The sequence below is a fragment of the Flavobacterium flavigenum genome, assembly GCF_027111255.2.
Taxonomy (GTDB): domain Bacteria; phylum Bacteroidota; class Bacteroidia; order Flavobacteriales; family Flavobacteriaceae; genus Flavobacterium; species Flavobacterium flavigenum.
Genome location: NZ_CP114285.2, coordinates 2,610,676 through 2,631,096, shown reverse-complemented (window position 1 = coordinate 2,631,096; position 20,421 = coordinate 2,610,676). Strand labels below are relative to the sequence as shown.

21 protein-coding genes are annotated in these 20,421 nt (G+C 35.3%); 8 read left to right on the top strand and 13 right to left on the bottom strand.

The genetic code is table 11. From position 1 onward, the window contains the following. Positions 1-54: 54 nt before the first annotated feature. The 3 genes from OZP09_RS10740 (at position 55) to OZP09_RS10730 (ending at position 2,252) form a co-directional block, all read left to right on the top strand. A complete protein-coding gene (locus OZP09_RS10740; protein ID WP_269233649.1) occupies positions 55-819 on the top strand; it encodes an enoyl-CoA hydratase/isomerase family protein in 765 nt (254 codons plus the stop codon). A 162-nt stretch (positions 820-981) separates the two neighbouring features. Further along, positions 982-1,434: a 6-pyruvoyl trahydropterin synthase family protein gene (locus OZP09_RS10735; protein WP_269233648.1), complete on the top strand. Its 453-nt coding sequence runs from the start codon at positions 982-984 to the stop codon at positions 1,432-1,434. A 74-nt stretch (positions 1,435-1,508) separates the two neighbouring features. Next, positions 1,509-2,252 (top strand): UDP-2,3-diacylglucosamine diphosphatase, encoded by a 744-nt coding sequence (locus OZP09_RS10730; protein WP_269233647.1) that lies wholly within the window; start codon positions 1,509-1,511, stop codon positions 2,250-2,252. Here the strand turns inward: OZP09_RS10730 and OZP09_RS10725 are convergent, their stop codons facing one another. The 9 genes from OZP09_RS10725 to OZP09_RS10685 form a co-directional block, all read right to left on the bottom strand. Further along, positions 2,253-3,467 carry a cytochrome c3 family protein gene (locus OZP09_RS10725; RefSeq protein WP_269233646.1) on the bottom strand — a complete coding sequence of 405 codons (1,215 nt, stop codon included), beginning with the start codon at positions 3,465-3,467 and terminating at the stop codon, positions 2,253-2,255. It abuts the gene before it with no gap. 71 nt (positions 3,468-3,538) lie between these two features. Beyond that, entirely contained in the window at positions 3,539-3,895 is a 357-nt protein-coding gene (locus OZP09_RS10720) for a hypothetical protein (protein WP_269233645.1), read from the bottom strand. 82 nt (positions 3,896-3,977) lie between these two features. Further along, complete coding sequence (locus OZP09_RS10715; protein ID WP_269233644.1) at positions 3,978-4,841, bottom strand: carboxypeptidase-like regulatory domain-containing protein; 864 nt, start codon at positions 4,839-4,841, stop codon at positions 3,978-3,980. A 45-nt stretch (positions 4,842-4,886) separates the two neighbouring features. Further along, positions 4,887-5,801: an alpha/beta hydrolase gene (locus tag OZP09_RS10710; RefSeq protein ID WP_281310737.1), complete on the bottom strand. Its 915-nt coding sequence runs from the start codon at positions 5,799-5,801 to the stop codon at positions 4,887-4,889. Continuing rightward, entirely contained in the window at positions 5,801-7,081 is a 1,281-nt protein-coding gene (locus OZP09_RS10705; protein WP_269233640.1) for an MFS transporter, read from the bottom strand. The genes OZP09_RS10710 and OZP09_RS10705 overlap by 1 nt, the downstream gene beginning before the upstream one ends. Next, positions 7,071-8,771, bottom strand: coding sequence for a single-stranded-DNA-specific exonuclease RecJ (gene recJ / locus OZP09_RS10700; RefSeq protein ID WP_281310736.1), 1,701 nt, complete (start codon positions 8,769-8,771; stop codon positions 7,071-7,073). Before recJ ends, OZP09_RS10705 begins: the two co-directional genes overlap by 11 nt. A 200-nt stretch (positions 8,772-8,971) precedes the next feature. Continuing rightward, a complete protein-coding gene (locus OZP09_RS10695; protein WP_269233639.1) occupies positions 8,972-9,316 on the bottom strand; it encodes a HopJ type III effector protein in 345 nt (114 codons plus the stop codon). A gap of 106 nt (positions 9,317-9,422) precedes the next feature. After that, a complete protein-coding gene (gene rsmI / locus OZP09_RS10690) occupies positions 9,423-10,142 on the bottom strand; it encodes a 16S rRNA (cytidine(1402)-2'-O)-methyltransferase (protein ID WP_281310735.1) in 720 nt (239 codons plus the stop codon). Between the two features lie 37 nt (positions 10,143-10,179). After that, positions 10,180-11,190 carry a DUF8457 domain-containing protein gene (locus OZP09_RS10685; RefSeq protein WP_269233638.1) on the bottom strand — a complete coding sequence of 337 codons (1,011 nt, stop codon included), beginning with the start codon at positions 11,188-11,190 and terminating at the stop codon, positions 10,180-10,182. Between the two features lie 230 nt (positions 11,191-11,420). Here OZP09_RS10685 and OZP09_RS10680 point away from each other — a divergent pair, with 230 nt between their 5' ends. After that, the gene (locus tag OZP09_RS10680; RefSeq protein WP_281310759.1) at positions 11,421-12,014 is read left to right on the top strand and encodes a thymidine kinase; all 594 of its coding nucleotides are present in this window, start codon (positions 11,421-11,423) and stop codon (positions 12,012-12,014) included. A 20-nt stretch (positions 12,015-12,034) separates the two neighbouring features. Further along, a complete protein-coding gene (locus tag OZP09_RS10675; RefSeq protein ID WP_269233635.1) occupies positions 12,035-12,454 on the top strand; it encodes a DUF8479 domain-containing protein in 420 nt (139 codons plus the stop codon). 67 nt (positions 12,455-12,521) lie between these two features. Here the strand turns inward: OZP09_RS10675 and rpoN are convergent, their stop codons facing one another. The 4 genes from rpoN to OZP09_RS10655 all read right to left on the bottom strand — a co-directional run bounded on the left by rpoN (position 12,522) and on the right by OZP09_RS10655 (position 18,318). Next, a complete protein-coding gene (gene rpoN / locus OZP09_RS10670; RefSeq protein ID WP_269233634.1) occupies positions 12,522-13,982 on the bottom strand; it encodes an RNA polymerase factor sigma-54 in 1,461 nt (486 codons plus the stop codon). Positions 13,983-14,120: 138 nt separating this feature from the next. Then, on the bottom strand, positions 14,121-15,566 hold the full coding sequence (gene asnS, locus OZP09_RS10665; protein WP_269233632.1) for an asparagine--tRNA ligase: 1,446 nt from the start codon (positions 15,564-15,566) through the stop codon (positions 14,121-14,123). A gap of 35 nt (positions 15,567-15,601) precedes the next feature. After that, complete coding sequence (locus OZP09_RS10660; protein WP_269233631.1) at positions 15,602-15,754, bottom strand: hypothetical protein; 153 nt, start codon at positions 15,752-15,754, stop codon at positions 15,602-15,604. Positions 15,755-15,951: 197 nt separating this feature from the next. After that, complete coding sequence (locus OZP09_RS10655) at positions 15,952-18,318, bottom strand: efflux RND transporter permease subunit (RefSeq protein ID WP_269237763.1); 2,367 nt, start codon at positions 18,316-18,318, stop codon at positions 15,952-15,954. A 179-nt stretch (positions 18,319-18,497) separates the two neighbouring features. Between OZP09_RS10655 and OZP09_RS10650 the strand changes: the two genes are divergently transcribed. The 3 genes from OZP09_RS10650 (at position 18,498) to OZP09_RS10640 (ending at position 20,340) form a co-directional block, all read left to right on the top strand. Next, positions 18,498-18,827 carry a DMT family transporter gene (locus tag OZP09_RS10650; protein ID WP_269237762.1) on the top strand — a complete coding sequence of 110 codons (330 nt, stop codon included), beginning with the start codon at positions 18,498-18,500 and terminating at the stop codon, positions 18,825-18,827. 69 nt (positions 18,828-18,896) lie between these two features. Next, positions 18,897-19,658 carry a sensor histidine kinase gene (locus OZP09_RS10645; protein ID WP_269237761.1) on the top strand — a complete coding sequence of 254 codons (762 nt, stop codon included), beginning with the start codon at positions 18,897-18,899 and terminating at the stop codon, positions 19,656-19,658. Further along, positions 19,621-20,340, top strand: coding sequence for a LytR/AlgR family response regulator transcription factor (locus OZP09_RS10640; RefSeq protein WP_269237760.1), 720 nt, complete (start codon positions 19,621-19,623; stop codon positions 20,338-20,340). Before OZP09_RS10645 ends, OZP09_RS10640 begins: the two co-directional genes overlap by 38 nt. The last annotated feature ends 81 nt before the right edge of the window (positions 20,341-20,421 follow it).

Below are 20,421 nucleotides of genomic sequence, written 5' to 3'. Positions count from 1 at the left end.
ACTTTCTGGTAAAATATTTTTCAAAACCGTAACTTTACTATTAAAACTAATTTTATGAGTTCTGAAAATTCAAACGGAAGCTTAGAAACTTCCTTTCAAAATACGGTGGCAACCATTCAGTTTGGGCATCCTGCAAGTAATTCTTTTCCGCGTGAGTTGTTAGATCGACTAACAGCAGAAATCAATTTGTTAAGCCGAAATGAAGCGGTTTCCGTTATCATCCTCCAAAGCGAAGGCTCAAAAGTATTCTGTTCCGGAGCTTCGTTTGATGAACTGCTGGCGGTACAGAATGAAGAACAGGGAACCGAATTTTTCTCGGGTTTTGCGCATTTACTAAACGCTATGCGCAATTGTACAAAGCTAATTATTGGACGCGTTCAGGGAAAAGCCGTTGGAGGAGGCGTGGGCATTATAGCTGCCTGCGATTATGTTTTGGCAACGCCTGAAAGTGCCGTAAAACTCTCGGAACTCGCTATTGGTATTGGTCCGTTTGTTATTGAGCCTGCTGTTTCCCGTAAAATCGGTAAAATGGCAATGACCCAAATGACTTTGGCAGCTCACGAATGGAAATCCGCAAACTGGGCCTTGCAAAACGGATTGTATTCTGCACTTCATAATGCTGATTTACTGGATGCAGAAGTGGAAAATTTTGCACAAAAACTCAGTTCATATAATCCTGAAGCTTTACTTGAAATGAAGAAAATTATTTGGGAAGGCACAGAACAATGGGAGTCTATCCTGATTGAGCGTGCTAAAATTACAGGTAAACTGGTTTTGTCTGATTTTACTAAAAAAGCTTTAATAGAATTTAAGAAGTAGTTTTTTTAGGAGCTGATTCCTGCTCTCCGCTATATCTTTTGTGGCGAACCCCGCCACAAAAGGATGTCGCTGCGATCAGGGCTAAAACCACAAATCAAGACCTTTTTCTATTAAAAGACCATTTCTCACATCTATTTCCTAAATTTGCAGAAAAAACAACCGATGAGTAATATCAGAATTACAAAACAATTTAGTTTCGAAACCGGACACGCTTTGTACGGCTACGACGGAAAATGCAAAAACGTTCACGGACACAGTTACAAATTATCGGTAACGGTTATTGGTTCGCCAATTACAGACCGATCCAATGTAAAATTCGGAATGGTGATTGATTTTTCGGATCTAAAGAAAATTGTAAAAGAAGAAATCGTCGATCAGTTTGACCATGCGACTGTATTTAACGAAACTACCCCGCATATTGAATTGGCAAACGAACTGAAAAATCGTGGTCATCACGTAATTTTAGTAGATTACCAGCCAACCAGCGAAAATATGGTAATTGATTTTGCCAAAAGAATCATATCGCGCTTACCTGACGGAATTTCACTTTTTTCACTAAAACTTCAGGAAACGGATTCTTCATTTGCAGAATGGTTTGCGTCTGATAATATGTAATAAAGTTTTAAGTTAAGAGTTAAACGTTAAAGTCAAAAACTCATAGCTTCTAACATCTAACTTTTAAAACACCAATGAAAAAAATATATTTTGCTTCTGATCAGCACTTTGGAGCTCCAACTCCCGAATTAAGTTTGCCTCGTGAGAAAAAATTCGTAGCCTGGCTTGATGAAGTAAAAGAAGATGCCGAAGCTATTTTTTTATTAGGTGATCTGTTCGATTTTTGGTTCGAATATAAAACGGTTGTTCCAAAAGGTTTTGTTCGTATTTTAGGTAAACTGGCTGAGCTTCGTGATAGCGGCATCCCAATTTTTTTCTTTGTCGGAAACCATGATTTGTGGATGCATGATTATTTTGAAACCGAATTGAATATTCCGGTTTATCATGACAATAAAGAATTTACCTTTAGTGGAAAAACATTCCTGATTGGCCACGGTGACGGAAAAGGTCCCGGAGACAAAGGATATAAAAGAATGAAAAAGGTATTTACAAATCCGTTTTCAAAATGGCTTTTCCGTTGGCTGCATCCTGATGTTGGTGTGAGTTTAGCACAATACTTATCGGTAAAAAACAAACTCATTTCCGGTGATGAAGATGTGAAATTTCTGGGTGAAGAAAATGAATGGCTCGTTTTGTATGCCAAACGAAAACTTGAAACCAAACATTATAATTATTTTATTTTTGGTCACCGTCATTTACCTATGATTATTCCGGTTGGAGAAGAGGCCAAATATGTCAATTTGGGCGACTGGATTGGTTATTTTACCTACGGTGTTTTTGATGGTGAAACTTTCGAACTTAAAAAGTTTGAGAAATAATTACTTTTTAACTGTTGGATAAATAGCTATTTTGTGTGTTCTTAGCGAATAGCTGTTAACAGTTGAACTATTTGATTGCTGAAAACGGATTACCTTCGAATCTTGTATTGGCATATGACATTCTACACAATTGTTCATTAATCCCGATTTCGAAATTGTTTTTAAAGTTACAGCTTTGTGCTGTGTACTTTGATGGCAGCTCATACAGATTTTAGCGTACGAAATACTTTTTTGCGGTGTGTCCTGATGCGGATTATGACAGGTGACACAGTCCATAGTCTGGCTTTTCTGAAAACATTTGCTTTGAGAAAGCAGCCCTAACTGGTTTCCATGAACGTCATAATTCAAAGTGTCTTTTGGACTTCGGTTTTCCTGAAAATAACCGGACAGACTTTCTCCCGGTTTAAATTGAAATCTTGATTTTAGTTTCATTTTGTCATTTCCAGAATGACATAATGCGCAGGCATCTATTCTTTGCTGCCTGTTCAGTTTAGCAAAAGAAACCATATTTTGCGCTTCCTTTAAATCAGGAAATTTTAAATGCGTCCGGACATGTTCTTTTGCAGGACCATGACAGCGCTCGCAATCTATTCCGTAAATTAAAGTGTTTTTGTTCATGAAATTATGAACTTCCATTCCCATATAATTATAAGCCTCTGAACTGCTTGTAGTCACATAATCGCTTCCAATATTAGAACTGTGGCAAGAGAAGCATTCTCTTTGTATTTTTTTACTAAAATCAGCTTTCGCAGCAGAATAATCCGGACTTGTCGCCCAGTTGTTTATAGATTTATAGTAAGAGATGGGCAGCTCATAAAAATTATGTTTTTTCCAGTAGCCACTCGTTTGTGCATGTTTGAAGCCAAAGAGAACATCAAAAGGATATGCTTTGACTTCTTTTCCGTTTTCATACAATACCTGATAAAGTGAATCGTTACGTTCCTCCATGACAAGTTTAGTGTTTTTGTCATAGACGAAAGTATTTTTGCCATTTGTAAAATGCCCTAAAATATTCTTTTGAGTCGCAGGTAATGTAGCTTTGTAATGTGCACTGAGAATAGATGTTTCGTGCTGTTGCTGATGACATTGAATACAGCTTTCGGAACCAGCATAATCGGTTCCACGGGGATCAATATAAGCATCGGCTTCATTTTTACAACTTATTAAAAGCAGCGTCAGGGCAAATAAAGTAAAAAGAGTAAGGGCTTTCTTCATTATTGTAAATATACTTTTTTAAAATAAATATATTTCAATTATGAAAAATAACATTAAATGATTGGTATTTATTAGTTTAAACCCGCTCCATATACATATTCATCCAGATCCAGCCGGAATAGGGTTCCTTCAATCAAATCTTTTATTGATTTTATCTCTTTCATCGAAACCGCTAAATCTACTTGTGGCAGAGGTGTTTTGAGTAAAAATTTATGACAGCTGTTTTTTAGCTGACAGGATTCACAACAAGTATTTTCAATAAGACTATTTTCAATCAAATCACAAAACTGATTCAATTCTGCAACAGAAAGATAAAATCCGGTTTCCCTGAAAACCAATTGTACTTTATCTAAAATGGTTTTGTTTTCCTTTTTCCAGTAAAAGGCCACTCCAAAGTTGTTGTAGTATATGTGTTCAATATCTTTCATTATAAATTCCTTTATTTCAACAAATATAAATATTATTTATATTAATTCTAAATAAAAAAACTCATAAAAATATTTTTTCAGTTTACTGGCACATCGCGTTGAGGTAGAATGTTAGGCTTTGTCCGGTTTTGCTCCAATTGGCCATATTTCTTTCTCTGTAAAAACTATTTTCACTGAGGGACTTAGCGGTAGAAATAGAGAAAAATTTGCTTTTTTCGCTGGCTTTTATACTTCGAAGCCATTGAATGGTGACCGCAATATCGCCCATTTCTTTATCGAGATAGATATCATAAGGTTTTAGGTCAACTGAAAATAATCCGGTTTTTTTGTCCTTTACTTCAAAAATAATGTCTTTTTCTATTATTATTTTAGAAGGCAGGCCATTTTCAATTTTATAAAAATTCAGCCTGAATTTAACCAATTTAAATTCGTTAGAAGTAATATTGAAATTGAAATCATTGACTTTGCAATCTTTTTTGATTCGAAATTCCATTCCTCTTTCACGACTCAAATAATCATCGACAGTTTTGTCATGAACGGTAAAAAAATTAAAATGCATAAGACTTAGACCTTTTGCACTTCTGCCAAATTGTTTGGGTTTAGGTTTTTTGAAAACTACTACAACTTCTTTTAATGTATTTTCAGAAGATTTCATCTCAATAGTATTATGATCAGATTTCAGTTGACTAATCAATACTTTTTTCGTTTCAAAACCAATATGAGAAAATACAACGGTATCATTTGGGGTTACTTTTTCATTCAGCTTTAATTTGAAAATTCCTTTTTCGTCTGAAACAGTTCCAGCATTTTTATTGGCGATTCCTATATTTACATAAACGAGTTCTTCATTGTTTTGAGCATTTTTTAGTTTGCCTGAAATTATCTGTTCTTGAGCATAAATGATAAATGTAAAAAGAATGGAAAATAGGGTTGTAGTATATTTCATCTGCTTTTTTTTAATAAAGAAATGAAATAAGATTAAAATTGAATTCTATTTTATCCAATTTTTAACGTTTGAAAGAAATGCATTTTGCTGATCTACAAATAAGTAATGTGAGCAATTGTCAATAAATGCGAAGTTTTTCTCGCCAATTATCTTTTTAAGAGAATTGATTTGTGCCAATGAAAAAATACCATCATCTTGTCCATAAATAGCAAAAATAGGTACTCCAGCAGTTTTTATTTTCTTTAAATATAGTTTAGTATCAATGTTGTTTTGTTTTTCGTTTTGATAAAAAATTAACGGCGCACTTTTATTTCTAATATTCGTTTTATAAAATTCTCCAGCTTCGTAATCGGCGTATAATTTTTTAGATGCTGCGGTTGGATTTGACATCTTAAAAAAGCCATTTTCTCCTGCAAGTTCGTAGCATTCTTTTCTATATTCAGCAGTATTTTTATTTAGATTTTCTACAATGCTGATTTTCTTCAATTGTTCAGGATTGCTACTGTATTTTTTCTTCAGTTTATTGAGAATGTGATCATATGTTTCTTGCTGAGAAAATAATGCGCCAGCCAAAATCAAAGCAGTAACATTCTGCGGATATTTATTCGTATAAAGAGTTGCAACTAAACCGCCGAAACTATGGGCCAATATAATGGCTTTCTTTAAATGGTTTTTTTTATAAATAGAATTTAAATCATGAAAAGCTTCTTCAAAAGTAAATTTTGCCTCAGAATCTATTGATCTTCCTTCGCCTCTTCGGTCATAAGCAATCACATAAAACCCAAGATCAGCGAGATTCTGCGCCGTTGTTCCTTCAAACAAAGTTGCATTGCCGCTTGGACCGCCGTGAATAAATATTATCGTTTTATCTTTTTTATTTCCGTAGGTTTTGATGTAAAGATCCTGTCCTTTTGCGAAAAAGGATAACAATAAAAATAAGGCTGCTAAAGATGATTTCATTACTCTAATTTATGATGCTCATCCATATCTTTATTCAGATCCAAATTTCTAAAAGTTGGTGATTTAAGTGCGGTTACAATAACCGTTAAAAGCGTCACACTTCCACCAAAAACAACTGAAGTTACAGTTCCCATTAATTTTGCAGTTGCACCGCTTTCAAAAGCCCCCAATTCATTAGAAGAACCCACAAAAATTGAATTTACAGCACCAACACGACCCCGCATATGATCCGGCGTTTTAAGCTGCAGGATAGTTTGCCTGATTACAACCGAAATTCCGTCGGCAAGCCCACTCAAAAATAAAGCGAACACAGAAAGCCAGAAAAAAGTTGAAATTCCAAATAAAATAATCGACAATCCAAAAACAAATATGGCTGCTAAAAGTTTCTTTCCGGCATTTTTATTTAAAGGTACATACGCAGAAGCGAGTACTGTAATGAAAGATCCTACTGCAGGAGCAGCTCTTAAGATACCAAAACCTTCAGAACCCACTTTTAAAATATCCTGAGCAAAAATAGGCAATAATGCTACGGCTCCTCCAAAAAGTACCGCAATCATATCAAGGGATAACGCACCTAAAACAATCTGGTTTTTGAATACAAAAGTCAAACCTTCAGTAAGACTGTCTTTTATCGATTCTCCAATTTTCGGATTTAAGATTGGTTTCTTGCTGATTTGCGATAAAGTAATTAAGGAAAGAATAGAAAATCCAAATACCAGACACATTGACCAGTGAACGCCAATCCAGTTAATGGAGAAACCGGCTAATGCAGGTCCCATAACGGCTCCAATCTGCCAAACAGAACTACTCCAGGTAGCTGCATTTGGATATACTTTTTTAGGAATGATTAAGGATAAAAGAGAGAAAATAGTTGGTCCCATAAAAGAACGAACAATTCCGCCCACAAAAACAAGAGCATAAATTGAATACAAAATGTAATCTTTAGACCAATCTCCGACAACTGTTGGCCAGGTTAACAGGAAAAGGCCAAAACTAATAGCTGAAAATCCTAAAATACATTTTACCAATAATCCTTTCTTTTCTCTCTGATCGACAATATGTCCTGCGAACAAAGCCATTGAAACGGCAGGAATAATTTCCATCAAACCAATAAACCCTAAAGAGAGCGGGTCTTTTGTTAAACTATACACTTCCCATTCAATCACAATAAACTGCATGGACCAGGCAAAAACCATTGCAAAACGCAACAGTAAAAACACATTAAATTCTCTGTAGCGTAATGCCTGATACGGGTCGTTTTTCTTTTCGTTATTTTTCATTACTTCTAATGTCTTTCAGCATCAGCTGATTGGTAATAGTTCCGTTCCATTCATTCTCAGCAATGCAATAGGCCAGTTGAAACGGAGTTTGATTTTGTACAATATTTATCTTTTTTCCTAAACCAAAGCCAATTGCAGCCATCCCTTCAGCGTTATTTTGTTTTACAAAAAGTCTTAAATGTTCTTCTTCTGAACCAAGAGTTTTGGCATATCCCGTATCTTTTGCATTTCGTGTCATAAATACAGGTGTCATATTTTGTGGGCCAAAAGGTTCGAATTGCTTTAAAATCCGAATCAGTTTTGGCGTTATATCAGCGAAATCAATTTCCGCATCAATTTCGATTTCAGGAGTACGCATATCAGGATGAATAGTTTCTTCGACGCATTTCTCAAAAGCGGCTTTGAAAGCCAGATAATTTTCTGCCTTCAAAGTCATTCCTGCGGCGTACATATGACCTCCAAATTGTTCGAGATGCTCTGAACAGTTGTCTAATGCATTATAGACATCAAATCCTTTTACTGATCTTGCCGATGCTGCATATTTATCACCACTCTTAGTAAAAACCAAGGTAGGGCGATAATACGTTTCGATTAACCTCGAAGCCACAATTCCAATTACACCTTTGTGCCAGTCTTCCTGAAAAACAACGGTCGAAAAACGTTCTTCTTCGTTATTTTCTATAATCTGCTGAAAAGCTTCTTTGGTGATTTTTTTATCTAAATCTTTCCGGTCTGCATTGTATTGCTCAATTTCGGATGCAAATTGTTGTGCTTGTTCAAAATTAAATTCGGTTAACAATTCAACTGCATGATTACCGTGTTTGATTCTTCCTGCAGCATTAATTCGCGGAGAAATAATAAAAACAACATCCGTAATGTCCAGAACTTTCTTTTTCACCTGATGTACCAAGGCTTTAATTCCCGGTCTTGGTTCGCTGTTGATTACCTTTAAACCAAAATAAGCCAGAACACGGTTTTCACCCGTAATCGGAACGATATCCGCGGCAATTGCTGTGGCAACTAAATCCAGGTATGGAACTAGATCTTCTATCGTTTCATTTCGGTTTTGACCTAGCGCCTGAATGAGTTTAAAACCTACTCCACAGCCGCACAATTCATCGTAAGGGTAAGAGCAGTCTTCTCTTTTTGGATCAAGAATCGCAACAGCATCCGGCAGAAATTCACCGGGTCTGTGATGGTCACAGATAATAAAGTCTATGTTTTTGGCTTTGGCGTAGGCGATATGATCAATCGATTTGATTCCGCAGTCTAAAGCGATAATCAAAGAAAATCCGTTATCGTCTGCAAAGTCAATTCCTTTATACGAAATTCCGTAACCTTCGTCGTAACGATCCGGAATGTAAGTCGCAATATTTGGATAATGGAATTTCAAATACGAAGAAACCAAAGAAACAGCTGTCGTTCCGTCAACATCATAATCGCCGAAAACCAGAATATTTTCCTGATTTTCAATTGCCGATTCTATTCGGGCAACGGCTTTATCCATATCTTTCATTAAATAAGGATCATGCAGATGTTCTAAAGATGGGCGAAAGAAATTTTTAGCCTCTTCAAAAGTTTCAATTCCACGCTGAATCAAAAGTGTGGCTACAAAATCTTCTACATTTAAGGCTCGTGCCAGATGTTTGATTTTATCTTCAGAAGGTTTTGGTTTTAAGGTCCAGCGCATTTTGATTTTAGATTGTTGATTTTAGATTTTAGTCCCGATAGCTATCGGGACTAAAAACGTTTAATTTGATGTTTATTTTTTAACCACAAATTACACAAATTTCCACCAATTCAATTTGCGAAAATTTGTGGTTGAATATTTTGTGTTTGGCTTTTTCAGAATTTTAATTATTTCAGAATGTGGAATTCTAAAATCTAAAATTATTTTGCTTCTAAAGCATTCCCTTCAAACTGAATGCCGTCCCAGCCTAAGTTGATGAAATTTCTAATGTTTTGGTGGTTTGTTCCGTTTGGATCGCCTAAAACTTCTTCAAAATAAAAAGCACCGAAACAGGCTAATGTTTCTTCCTTGCTTAGGTTTTGCAATTTTGCGAAAGAAAATAATTTGCAGGATCCTGAATTTTCGCCTGCTGCATTATGTTGTGTTCCGTTTTGAAAAGCAGTTGGTGTGAAGTTGTAGTTTTCTTCAATTACTGCAATGGTTTCAGGAAATGTGATTTGTGTTGGGTTTTGTTTTACTTTTTCTAAAAAGGCTTGAATGCTCATGATGTTTATTTGATAAATTTTATTTAGTTTTTGCCACAGATTAAACGGATAAAATGATTTTTTTTATTCATTAATCTGTGCTAATCTGTGTAATCTGTGGCAAAAATTATTCTTCTTCGTCTTTTGAATATTTACTTTTTTTGGCTTCTTTTTCTATTGTTTTTCCGGCAACAACCACAACAATTTCACCTCTGGGAGCTGTTTTTTCAAAATGTGTCAGAACTTCTTTTGCTGTTCCGCGTACATTTTCTTCGTGCAGTTTTGATAATTCACGCGAAACGCAGACTTGTCTGTCTTCTCCAAAATATTGAATAAACTCTGCTAAAGTCTTGACTAATTTATGTGGTGAGACATACAAAATCATCGTTCTGGTTTCTTCGGCTAAAGCCAAAAATCGGGTCTGACGTCCTTTTTTCTCCGGAAGGAAACCTTCAAAAATAAATCGGTCATTCGGCAGTCCGCTGTTTACTAAAGCGGGAACAAAAGCTGTTGCACCGGGAAGGCATTCTACTTCAATCTTGTTTTCGACACAGGCCCGGGTCAGTAAAAATCCAGGATCTGAAATGGCCGGAGTTCCTGCATCTGAAATTAAAGCAATCGTTTCACCGGCTTTTAGGCGGGCGATTAGATTTTCGGTGGTTTTATGTTCGTTGTGCATATGATGGCTGTGCATGTGCGTGCCAATTTCAAAATGCTTTAAAAGTTTACCGCTCGTTCTGGTGTCTTCGGCCAAAATCAGATCGACTTCTTTCAAAACGCGAATGGCGCGAAAAGTCATGTCTTCGAGATTGCCGATTGGCGTTGGAACGATATATAGTTTTGACATAGTTTATTTGTGAAATGTAAAATGTGAAACGAAAAGGTTATGAAAATTTCTTCTCAATAATTCCCAGAAAACGCTCTTCATAATCTTCTTTACCCTGCCAGTCGTTATAGTCCGGTTTTACCATCGTTTCTATGAATTCTTTGGCTTCACTGAAACTGTCAAATGTCAACAGCTGATTTAAAACACGGCTGTAATCTTCGGTATTGTTTCCGAAAAGATTTTTAGTAAAGGCAATACGGTCATTGAGATCAATATGGAAACCTCGTGCCAGTTTTTCGTTTAACGGAACGGTCTTCGTTTTTACCGGTTCTGCAATTGTAGCCAGAACTGGTGCCTGCTTCTCCTGAAATTCATTTATTGAAGCTGCAGGAGCAGAAGAAACATCTTTAATATCATCTACTTTAACAAATTGTGCATCTACATAACTAACACCCAGAATATCTTCCAGCGAAATTGTAACAGCGTCCGATTTTGCAGGTACTTTTGGTTCTTCAGGTTTTATTTCTTCTTTTTCTAATTCAAATGCAGGTTTGAAATCCGGAATTGGTTTTAAATCGCTTACTGTTTTAAAAGAAAATTCTTCAGAGGGTTCTGTTTCTGTCTTGGTTTCAGCAACAGGTTCTTCCATTTTTGCAGCTATTTCCTCTACTTTTTCTACAGGAATATCGACTACAGTTTCTTTTTGCGCAGTAACTTTTGGAATTTCAGCAACGACTTCAATAGGAGTTGCTTCAATAATTTCAGGTTCGGCAATAACTTCTGCTTTAATTACAGTTTCTTCAACAACAGCCGGAACTGTTTCTTCAGCCTGAATTGCTGCAGGAAGATTTTCCTCTTTGTCAAAAACAGTTGCAATCTGAGATTCTATTTCGCTGTATCCAATAGTGGGTTTTATATCATCGAAATTTTCTTCTACAAATTTTAATACAGTTAATTTTTCATATAATTTCTGTGTTTCCAGATACAATTGATTGATATCGGATTTGTTTTTAAGCTTTAAAATTCGATGTGCAATGCTGATTAAATCGGCTTCCAGTTTTTTTTTCATAACTATTGAAATTATAGTGAATAGGGTATTTTAGTATATTTTGAATGTCTTTTTAATTTGCGAAAGAAATTCGCCTGATATTTATTTTCTGTTAATAAACGCGAGCGAATCTTCAATTTCATAAAAATTCTCTACTTTTGAAAAAGTGTAAAAGGACAATTTTTCACATCAGTTTATTACCAGTACAAAGTAATAAAAACTATTCATTTTTAAAGGTAGAAAAATACAAAATGTTTCTCGAAAATACAGTAAATCACAAAGAACAATTTGGCTGGATTGAAGTTATTTGTGGATCAATGTTTTCGGGTAAAACCGAGGAGTTAATCCGCAGGCTCAAGCGCGCCCAATTTGCCAAACAAAGAGTCGAAATCTTTAAACCTGCCATAGATACCCGCTATCATGACGAAATGGTTGTTTCACACGACTCTAATGAAATTCGGTCAACACCCGTTCCGGCTGCTGCCAATATCTCAATCTTGGCTCAGGGCTGTGATGTGATCGGAATTGATGAAGCCCAATTTTTTGATGACGAAATCATAACAGTCTGTAACGATCTTGCGAATCAAGGAATTCGTGTTATTGTTGCTGGTCTGGATATGGATTTTAAAGGAAATCCATTTGGTCCAATGCCGGGACTTATGGCTACAGCAGAATATGTTACAAAGGTTCATGCCGTTTGTACCAGAACCGGAAATCTGGCTAATTACAGTTTTAGAAAAACAGATAATGATAAATTGGTTATGCTTGGTGAAATCGAGGAATACGAACCGCTTAGCCGTGCAGCGTACTTTAATGCGATGAAAAAAAGCCAGGAGAATAAGTGAAAAGCCTTAACAATACAGACATGAGAAAGCAGAATATTTTATTTTTAGCAATTATTGTAATTGCGATGGGCGTTGCAGGCTATTTCTATTTTTTTATTGCTGAAAATACTGAAGAAGCAAATAAAGAAGTAACGGAATTAGTAGTGAAATACAATAAAAATTGCCCGTTAGTTATTCAGGAGGGAATTCGTCTGGATAGCGTAAGTTTACATAAAGAAAGAACAGTTCAGTACAATCTTACCTTGTTGAATGTTGTGAAAGAAAAAGCTGAGGTAAAGGTTATAAAAACGGAAATTGAGAAAAGCTTAATCGGTACAGCAAAAGCAAATCCGGGGCTACAGGTTTTTAGAGAAAATGATTATGCATTGGTTTATAGTTACAGTGATAAAAATAAAGTGTTTTTGTTTAATGTAAAAATATTTCCTGACCAGTATAAATAAGCTTTTTGATCCAAATAAAAACCCGACAGAATGTGAATTTTGTCGGGTTTTCTATTTATAAAAAAAATTAAATCTTTTTCCTCATCCTTGCAACCGGAATATCCAATTGTTCACGGTATTTAGCAATTGTTCTTCTTGCAATCGGATATCCTTTTTCTTTTAAGATTTCAGCCAGTTGATCGTCCGGAAGTGGCTTTTTCTTATCTTCTTCTTCAATGGTATTTTTTAGGATCTTTTTGATTTCTAAAGTAGAAACATCTTCTCCCTGATCATTTTTCATAGCTTCAGAGAAAAATTCTTTTATCAGTTTTGTTCCGTATGGTGTTTCAACATATTTGCTGTTAGCGACACGTGAAATCGTCGAAATATCCAGACCAACCATATCCGCAATATCTTTTAAGATCATGGGTTTTAGTTTGGTTTCGTCACCATCTAAGAAAAATTCTTCCTGGTAATGCATAATCGCATTCATTGTCACAAATAATGTTTCCTGACGCTGTCTGATCGCATCGATAAACCATTTAGCCGAATCCAGTTTTTGTTTGATAAACTGAACCGCATCTTTCTGAGCAGTCGATTTATCACGCGAATCTTTATACGTCTGCATCATTTCCTGATAATCTTTAGAAACGTGCAGGGAAGGGGCATTTCTTCCGTTTAAAGTTAGTTCCAGTTCGCCGTCAACTATTCTGATCGCGAAGTCGGGAACTACATTTTCTGTGACTTTATTATTTCCTGTAAAAGAACCGCCCGGTTTTGGGTTCAGTCTTTCAATTTCGTGAATAGCCTTTTTAAGCTGTTCGTTTGAAACACTGTATTTTTGTAAAAGTTTATCGTAATGTTTTTTTGTAAAAGCGTCAAACTGATTTTCGATAATATCAATCGCCAGATCAACATATTCAGTTGGTGTTTTGTGCTTTAACTGCAGTAATAAACATTCCTGCAAATCACGTGCGCCAACTCCGGAAGGTTCTAGTTCGTGAATGACATGCAGCATTTTTTCGACCATGGTTTCATCGGTATAAATTCCCTGAGTAAAAGCCATATCGTCTACAATATCCGGAATACTTCTGCGGATGTAACCCATATCATCGATGCTCCCCACTAAGAACTCAGCGATTTCGCGCTCTTCGTCATTCAAAATAAAAGTATTCAGCTGATTGATCAAATCCTGATGAAAACTTATTGGCGAAGCAAAAGGTGTTTCACGTTCTTCTTCGTCTCCATAATTATTCACCTGAGTTTTATAATCCGGAGTATCGTCGTCGCTTAAGTATTCGTCAATATTAATATCCTCTGCTTCGATTCTGTCTGATTCTGCATCATCATAATCGTCGTATTCCTCATTAGCAAATTCATCAGCTTCATATTCATCTTCCTGACCCGCTTCTAAAGCCGGATTTTCGTTCATTTCTTCTAATAAACGCTGTTCAAAAGCTTGCGTAGGCAATTGAATTAACTTCATCAGCTGGATTTGCTGAGGAGATAATTTCTGGGATAATTTTAAATTTAAAAATTGCTTTAGCATTTGTTTTTGTTAAAATTTTCAAGTTTCAGGTTTCAAGTTGCTCAACTGAACGGCAAAACTGAAAACTGAAACTCGAAAACAAATTTTATAATTTTAGTTCAAGTTCCAATAACCTGAAACCTGAAACTTTCTAACTTCTTAGAATTCCGCACTTCCAGGAGTTCTTGGGAAAGGAATTACGTCCCTAATGTTTGTCATTCCTGTAACAAACAATACCAAACGCTCAAATCCTAAACCGAAACCTGCGTGTGTAGCAGAACCAAATCTTCTGGTGTCTAAATACCAGTATAATTCTTCTTTGTCAATTCCAAGCGCTTCCATTTTCTGAACCAAAACATCGTAACGCTCTTCTCTTTCAGAACCACCCACGATTTCTCCAATTCCAGGGAAAAGGATATCCATGGCACGAACCGTTTCTCTTCCTGGTTCTGTGTTGTCATTCAAACGCATGTAAAACGCTTTAATATTTGCCGGGTAATCGTATAAAATTACCGGACATTTAAAGTGTTTTTCAACCAAATAACGCTCATGCTCTGATTGTAAATCAGCTCCCCATTCTGTGATAAGATATTGAAATTTCTTCTTTTTATTTGGAGTTGAATCTCTTAAAATATCAATTGCTTCCGTATAAGAAACACGTTTGAAGTTGTTCTCCAAAACGAAGTTTAGTTTTTCTAACAACGCCATTTCGCTTCTTTCTGCTTGTGGTTTTGATTTTTCTTCTTCTAAGAGTCTTCCTTCCAAGAAAGCTAAATCGTCTTTACAATTATCTAAAGCATATTTAATTACATACTGAATAAAATCTTCAGCCAGATCCATATTGTCATCAAGGTCGTTGAAAGCAACTTCCGGCTCAATCATCCAGAATTCTGCCAAGTGACGTGAAGTGTTTGAATTTTCTGCTCTAAACGTTGGTCCAAAAGTATAAATCTGACCCAAAGCCATTGCGAAAGTTTCCCCTTCTAATTGTCCCGAAACCGTTAAGTTGGTATGTTTTCCAAAGAAATCCTTTTTGAAATCAATGTTTCCTTCTTCATTTTTAGGAAGATTGTCCAATGGTAAAGAAGTAACCTGAAACATTTCTCCGGCACCTTCAGCATCAGCTCCGGTAATAATTGGTGTGTTTACATAAACGAAACCTCTGTCCTGGAAATATTTGTGAACCGCATAAGATAACACCGAACGCACACGCATAATCGCACCAAAAGCATTTGTACGAACACGCAGGTGAGCATTTTCACGTAAAAATTCTAAAGAGTGTTTTTTAGGCTGCATTGGGAATTTCTCGGCATCAGAATCTCCAAGGATTTCTAGTTTAGAAACCTGAATTTCGTATTTCTGACCCGCACCTTTACTTTCTACCAAAGTTCCAAAAACAGAAACCGAAGCTCCGGTTGTGATTCTTTTTAAAGTCTCTTCTGGAGTATTTTCAAAATCAACAACACATTGTATATTATTAATTGTAGAACCGTCATTAAGCGCGATGAACTGATTATTTCTAAAAGTTCTCACCCAACCTTTTGCATTCACTTCCTGTAACGTCGTCGTACTGTTTAATAAGTCTCTAACTTTTGTGTGTTTCATTTTAATTTTAGATTTTTAGATTGCTGATTTTACATTCATATAAAATCAGTTTTTATATCGAATTGCAAATATAAACGATAATAATTAATTTTTGAAGCTGTTTCCTGCTCTTCGCTGTATCTTTCTATTTTTGGCAGCAAAAATAGAAAGGATGCCGCTTCGATCAGGGCTAGGGCAGTAGGTTTCAAAAGAAGTAATTTTTACTTCGTATTTTTTGTCATTTCGACGAAGGAGAAATCACACTCGGGATTCTACAAAGATTAGACAATTTACTTTGCGGAGTTTCTGGTGTGATTTCTCCTTCGTCGAAATGACAAGATTGCGGCAAACTTTTGTCAAGTATTATTTGAAATTAGTGCCAATTAGTGAAATTAGTGGCAAAAAATTACTTCTCCAAACTTTCCAAATCCTCCTTCTTAGCTTTCTTCTTCTCAAAAGTCAGCACCAAAGCGGGAAGAACCAATAAATTAGCAAACATGGCAAAAGCCAAAGTACAGGAAATTAATCCTCCCAATGCAATGGTCCCGCTAAAGCTGGAAAGCGTAAAAGTTGCAAATCCTAAAATCAAAACTACCGAAGTATAAAAAGTACTGATTCCGGTTTCTCTTAAAGCGCTGAAAACCGATTTTTTTACTTTTCCGTTATTTTGCAATAAATCGTGTTTGTACTTCGCCATAAACTGAATCGCATTATCAACCGAGATTCCAAATGCGATACTAAACACCAGAATCGTAGAAGGTTTTAGCGGAATTCCGAAATAACCCATTAATCCGGATGTGATACAAAGCGGCAAAACATTCGTAATTACCGAAGCAAAAACCATTTTGAGAGAACGGAACAAATACAGCATCAATATTGCAATTACTAAAATGGCAAAAATCAGTGATTCGATTAAGTTTTCTACCAAATAAGAAGTTCCTTTTTGAAAAACTAAAGCTTTTCCGGTCACGGTTACTTCATAACGGTCTTTCGGGAAAATTTCGTCAATTTTTGAGTGCAGTTTTTTCTCTACTTTAGCCATTTCATCCGTACCTATATCTTTCATAAAAGTGGTGATTCGGGCGTATTGTCCGGTCGAATCAACATAGGCTTTCATCAGGTTCTCTTTGCTGTTTTTGGTTGCGTTTTTAGCATAACCTAAAATAAAAGTCTGTTCCTGTGAAGTAGGTAATTGGTAATATTCCGGATTTCCGTTATAAAAAGCCTGTTTCGAATATTTTACCAGATTTACCACTGAAACTGGTTTTGCCAGCTCAGGCATTTCGCTAATTGTATTTTGCAGCTCATCCATTTTACGAATTGTAGAAGCTTTCATAACACCTTTTTTCTTTTTGGTGTCAATCATGATTTCAAGCGGCATAACCCCGTTGAATTCTTTTTCGTAGAATAAAATATCTTTAAAAAATGAAGCGCTTTTTGGCATTTCACCAATCAAACTGCCCGAAACTTTCATTTGAAAAACGCCAATAACACTAAAAACCAAAAGCAATCCGTAAATTGTATAAATTACTTTTCGTTTGTTTTTTATCATATTTTCTACAAAGTCAAGCAAAGTCGAAATATAGTTTTTAGTCAAATGGTACAAATGTTTTTCGTTTGGCATTGACATGAAACTGTATACAATTGGCACAATTAAGAGTGTCAGTAAATAAACAGAAATCACATTGATAGAAGTCACCAGACCAAACTCAAAAAGCAAATCATTTCCTGTAATCATAAACGTTGCAAAACCAATTGCTGTCGTTAAGTTCGTCATCAAAGTCGAAACCCCAATTTTAGAAATAATACGTTGTAAAGCTTTTGCCTGATTGCTGTGGAGTTTAATTTCCTGCTGATATTTGTTAATCAGGAATATACAATTCGTGATTCCGATTACAATAATTAAAGGCGGAATGATGGCTGTTAAAATCGTAATTTTATAATGAAATAATCCCAGCGTTCCGAATGACCAGATTACGCCGACAATTAAAATACAAATCGAAATGAAGGTAGCTCTGAACGAACGGAAAAAGAAAAAGAAAATCAAAGAAACGGTAAACAAAGCCGCACCTATAAAAAGCCCGATTTCGCCTTTCATATCATTTGCATTAATCGTCCTGATGTAAGGCATTCCTGAGACTTTTAGGTCAATACCGGTAGTTTTTTCAAACTTGTCAATTTTTGGAACTAAGTTTTCAAGTATAAAAGTCTTTCTCTGTGCTGTATTTACTAAAGCTTTGTTCATGTAAATCGCAGAACGCACGCTTCCGCTTTGTTTATTAAATAACAATCCTTCGTAAAAGGGCAGATTGTTGAATAAGTCGAATTGTACCTTTTTTAAATAAGCCGGATCAAGTGTTTTGGCTTGGTCTATAAATGGTGAAAGCACAAATTTTTCGTTAACAGTATCTTTTTCCAGTTTCTTCAAATCATTTAAAGAAACTACCAAATCAACTTCTTTCGATTTTTTTAAGCCTGTCATCATTTCGGTCCAGGCAGCATAATTTTTAGGGGTAAAAAACTTCGGATCTTTAAAACCAATTACGATCAGGTTTCCTTCTTCACCAAATTTGTCCAGAAACTTTTGATATTCTTTATTGGCAATATGATCTTTAGGAAGCAAATTAGCTTCGGTATATGTCATCGCAAGGTTTTTCCATTGAAAAGCCAAAAAGATAGTCAAAGCGGTGAGGATAACTAATATCGTAATTCTGTTTTTAAGTATGATTCGGGCTAATTTTTCCCAAAAACCTACTTGTATCGAGTTTTTCATAAAATTTGTAAAATGGATGCAAATGTAGTGAAAAGTGTTAAAAATCATTTGGTAAGCACATTGTTTTTGCGATTTGTTAACATTAATTAACAAACCTCACACTTAGATAATTATTATTTTGATGTGAATTGTATGCAGGCTTTTCTCATCTTTGTAGTATAATTTTAAAGAAGGAAAAAATGAATTGGATTTTACTAATTATAGCAGGCCTTTTTGAAGTAGGTTTTGCATCTTGTTTAGGCAAAGCCAAAGAAACAACCGGAGTGACATCTACCTATTGGATGATTGGTTTTTTTATCTGTCTTTCGATTAGTATGACTCTGCTTTATAAAGCCACGCAGGTTTTGCCAATTGGTACAGCTTATGCCGTATGGACAGGTATTGGTGCTGTTGGAACTGTTTTAGTCGGAATTTTGATTTTTAAAGAACCGGCCACTTTCTGGAGAATATTTTTTCTTTCTACTTTAATTGCTTCAATCATTGGGCTGAAGTTTGTTTCCAGTCATTAAAAAATGAGCCAAAGATTATTAGGATTAATTATTTTTAATGTGTGAATCTGTGGCAAAAAATAAAACTTTATGCAGGAAAATAATACTATCACTTTTATTCTGTTAGCAATTGTTTTATTGCTAATTGTCATCATTGGTTTTATGGTGTATCAATTAATGCAGTCTAAAAAAGCAAAAGAAAATGCCGAAGAAAGTTTTTATGCGCTCGAAAGAAAAGTAAACGACTTACAATTAGAAACATTAGAGTCGAAACTTAATCCGCATTTGTTTAAGAACATTCTGAATTCGATTCAGTCTCATGCGTATCAGACTTATTTTGCTTTGGATAAACTCGCCAATGTGTTGGATTATATTTTATACGAAAGCAAAAAGAAGTTTGTTACTGCCAGGGAAGAAATTGATTTTGCATTAAACCTGATTGAAATCAATAAAATAAAAATCAGTCCGCTTTTTGAACTGAAGATAAAAACCAACATCAATAAAGAAGATAAATTATACGAACAGCCTTTACTGGCACCGTTAATTTCGATTGATTTGATTGAAAATGCCTTTAAACATGCCGATCTGCAAAGCGCTGATGCCTTTATTTCGGTTGTGTTTGAGTTTAAAGACAATGCTTTCTTTATGACAGTTTCGAATAAAATTTCAGATAAAAAAGTGTTGAAAAAGGAACGAAGCGGTTTAGGAAATACAACTTTGGAACACCGTTTGAGAATTATCTACAAAAACAATTTTAAACTTGAAAGGTTTACAGAAAACGATATTTATATAGCCCATCTAAAAATAGACTTACTTGAATACAAAACTGAAATGCTTGCTTCTGGACGATGAGTTACCCGGATTAACGTACCTGAAAATGCTTTGCGAACAAATTCCCGAAGTAGAAATCGTAAAAACGTTTAATAATCCTGAAAAACTATTGACCGAAATCCCGGATCTCGAATTTGATTTATTAATCTCAGATATCGAAATGCCCGGAATTGACGGCTTGCATCTTGCTGAAATGATTCAGGATAAACTCGTGATTTTTTGTACAGCTTATAAAGATTATGCCGCCGATGCTTTCAATATCGACGCAGTTGATTATATCACAAAGCCGGTGAAACTAGAACGTCTGCAAAAAGCAATTTCTAAAGCTTTTGAACGATTCAATAAACCTGAAACAGCCAAAAAATTCATTCAGTTAAATACAGACAAAGGAAAAACGTTATTGTATTTTAGTCAGATTCAATATATCAAAACAGCTTTAAGCGATAGCCGTGACAAAACTGTATTGCTCACGGATGGGAGTTTTCTGAATCTGAAAAACGTTAAATTTGATACGCTTTTAAATGAATTGCCGGAGGCGGATTTCTGTCGTGTGAATAAAAAAGAAGTTGTTGCGGTAAAAGCAATCAAATTCTTTAATCATAACGAAATTGTGCTGCATCATTTAGAAGAAAACAATAAAAATACTACACTTTTATTAAGTGAAACCTATCGTTCTGATTTTTTAAAAAAGGTCAAAATCTAACTTATTACAAAGTTTTTCAGACTTGTTACATAGATTAAAAATTAGGGCTGAATTTGCTTTTACACTAGCTTTTCAGTGCTG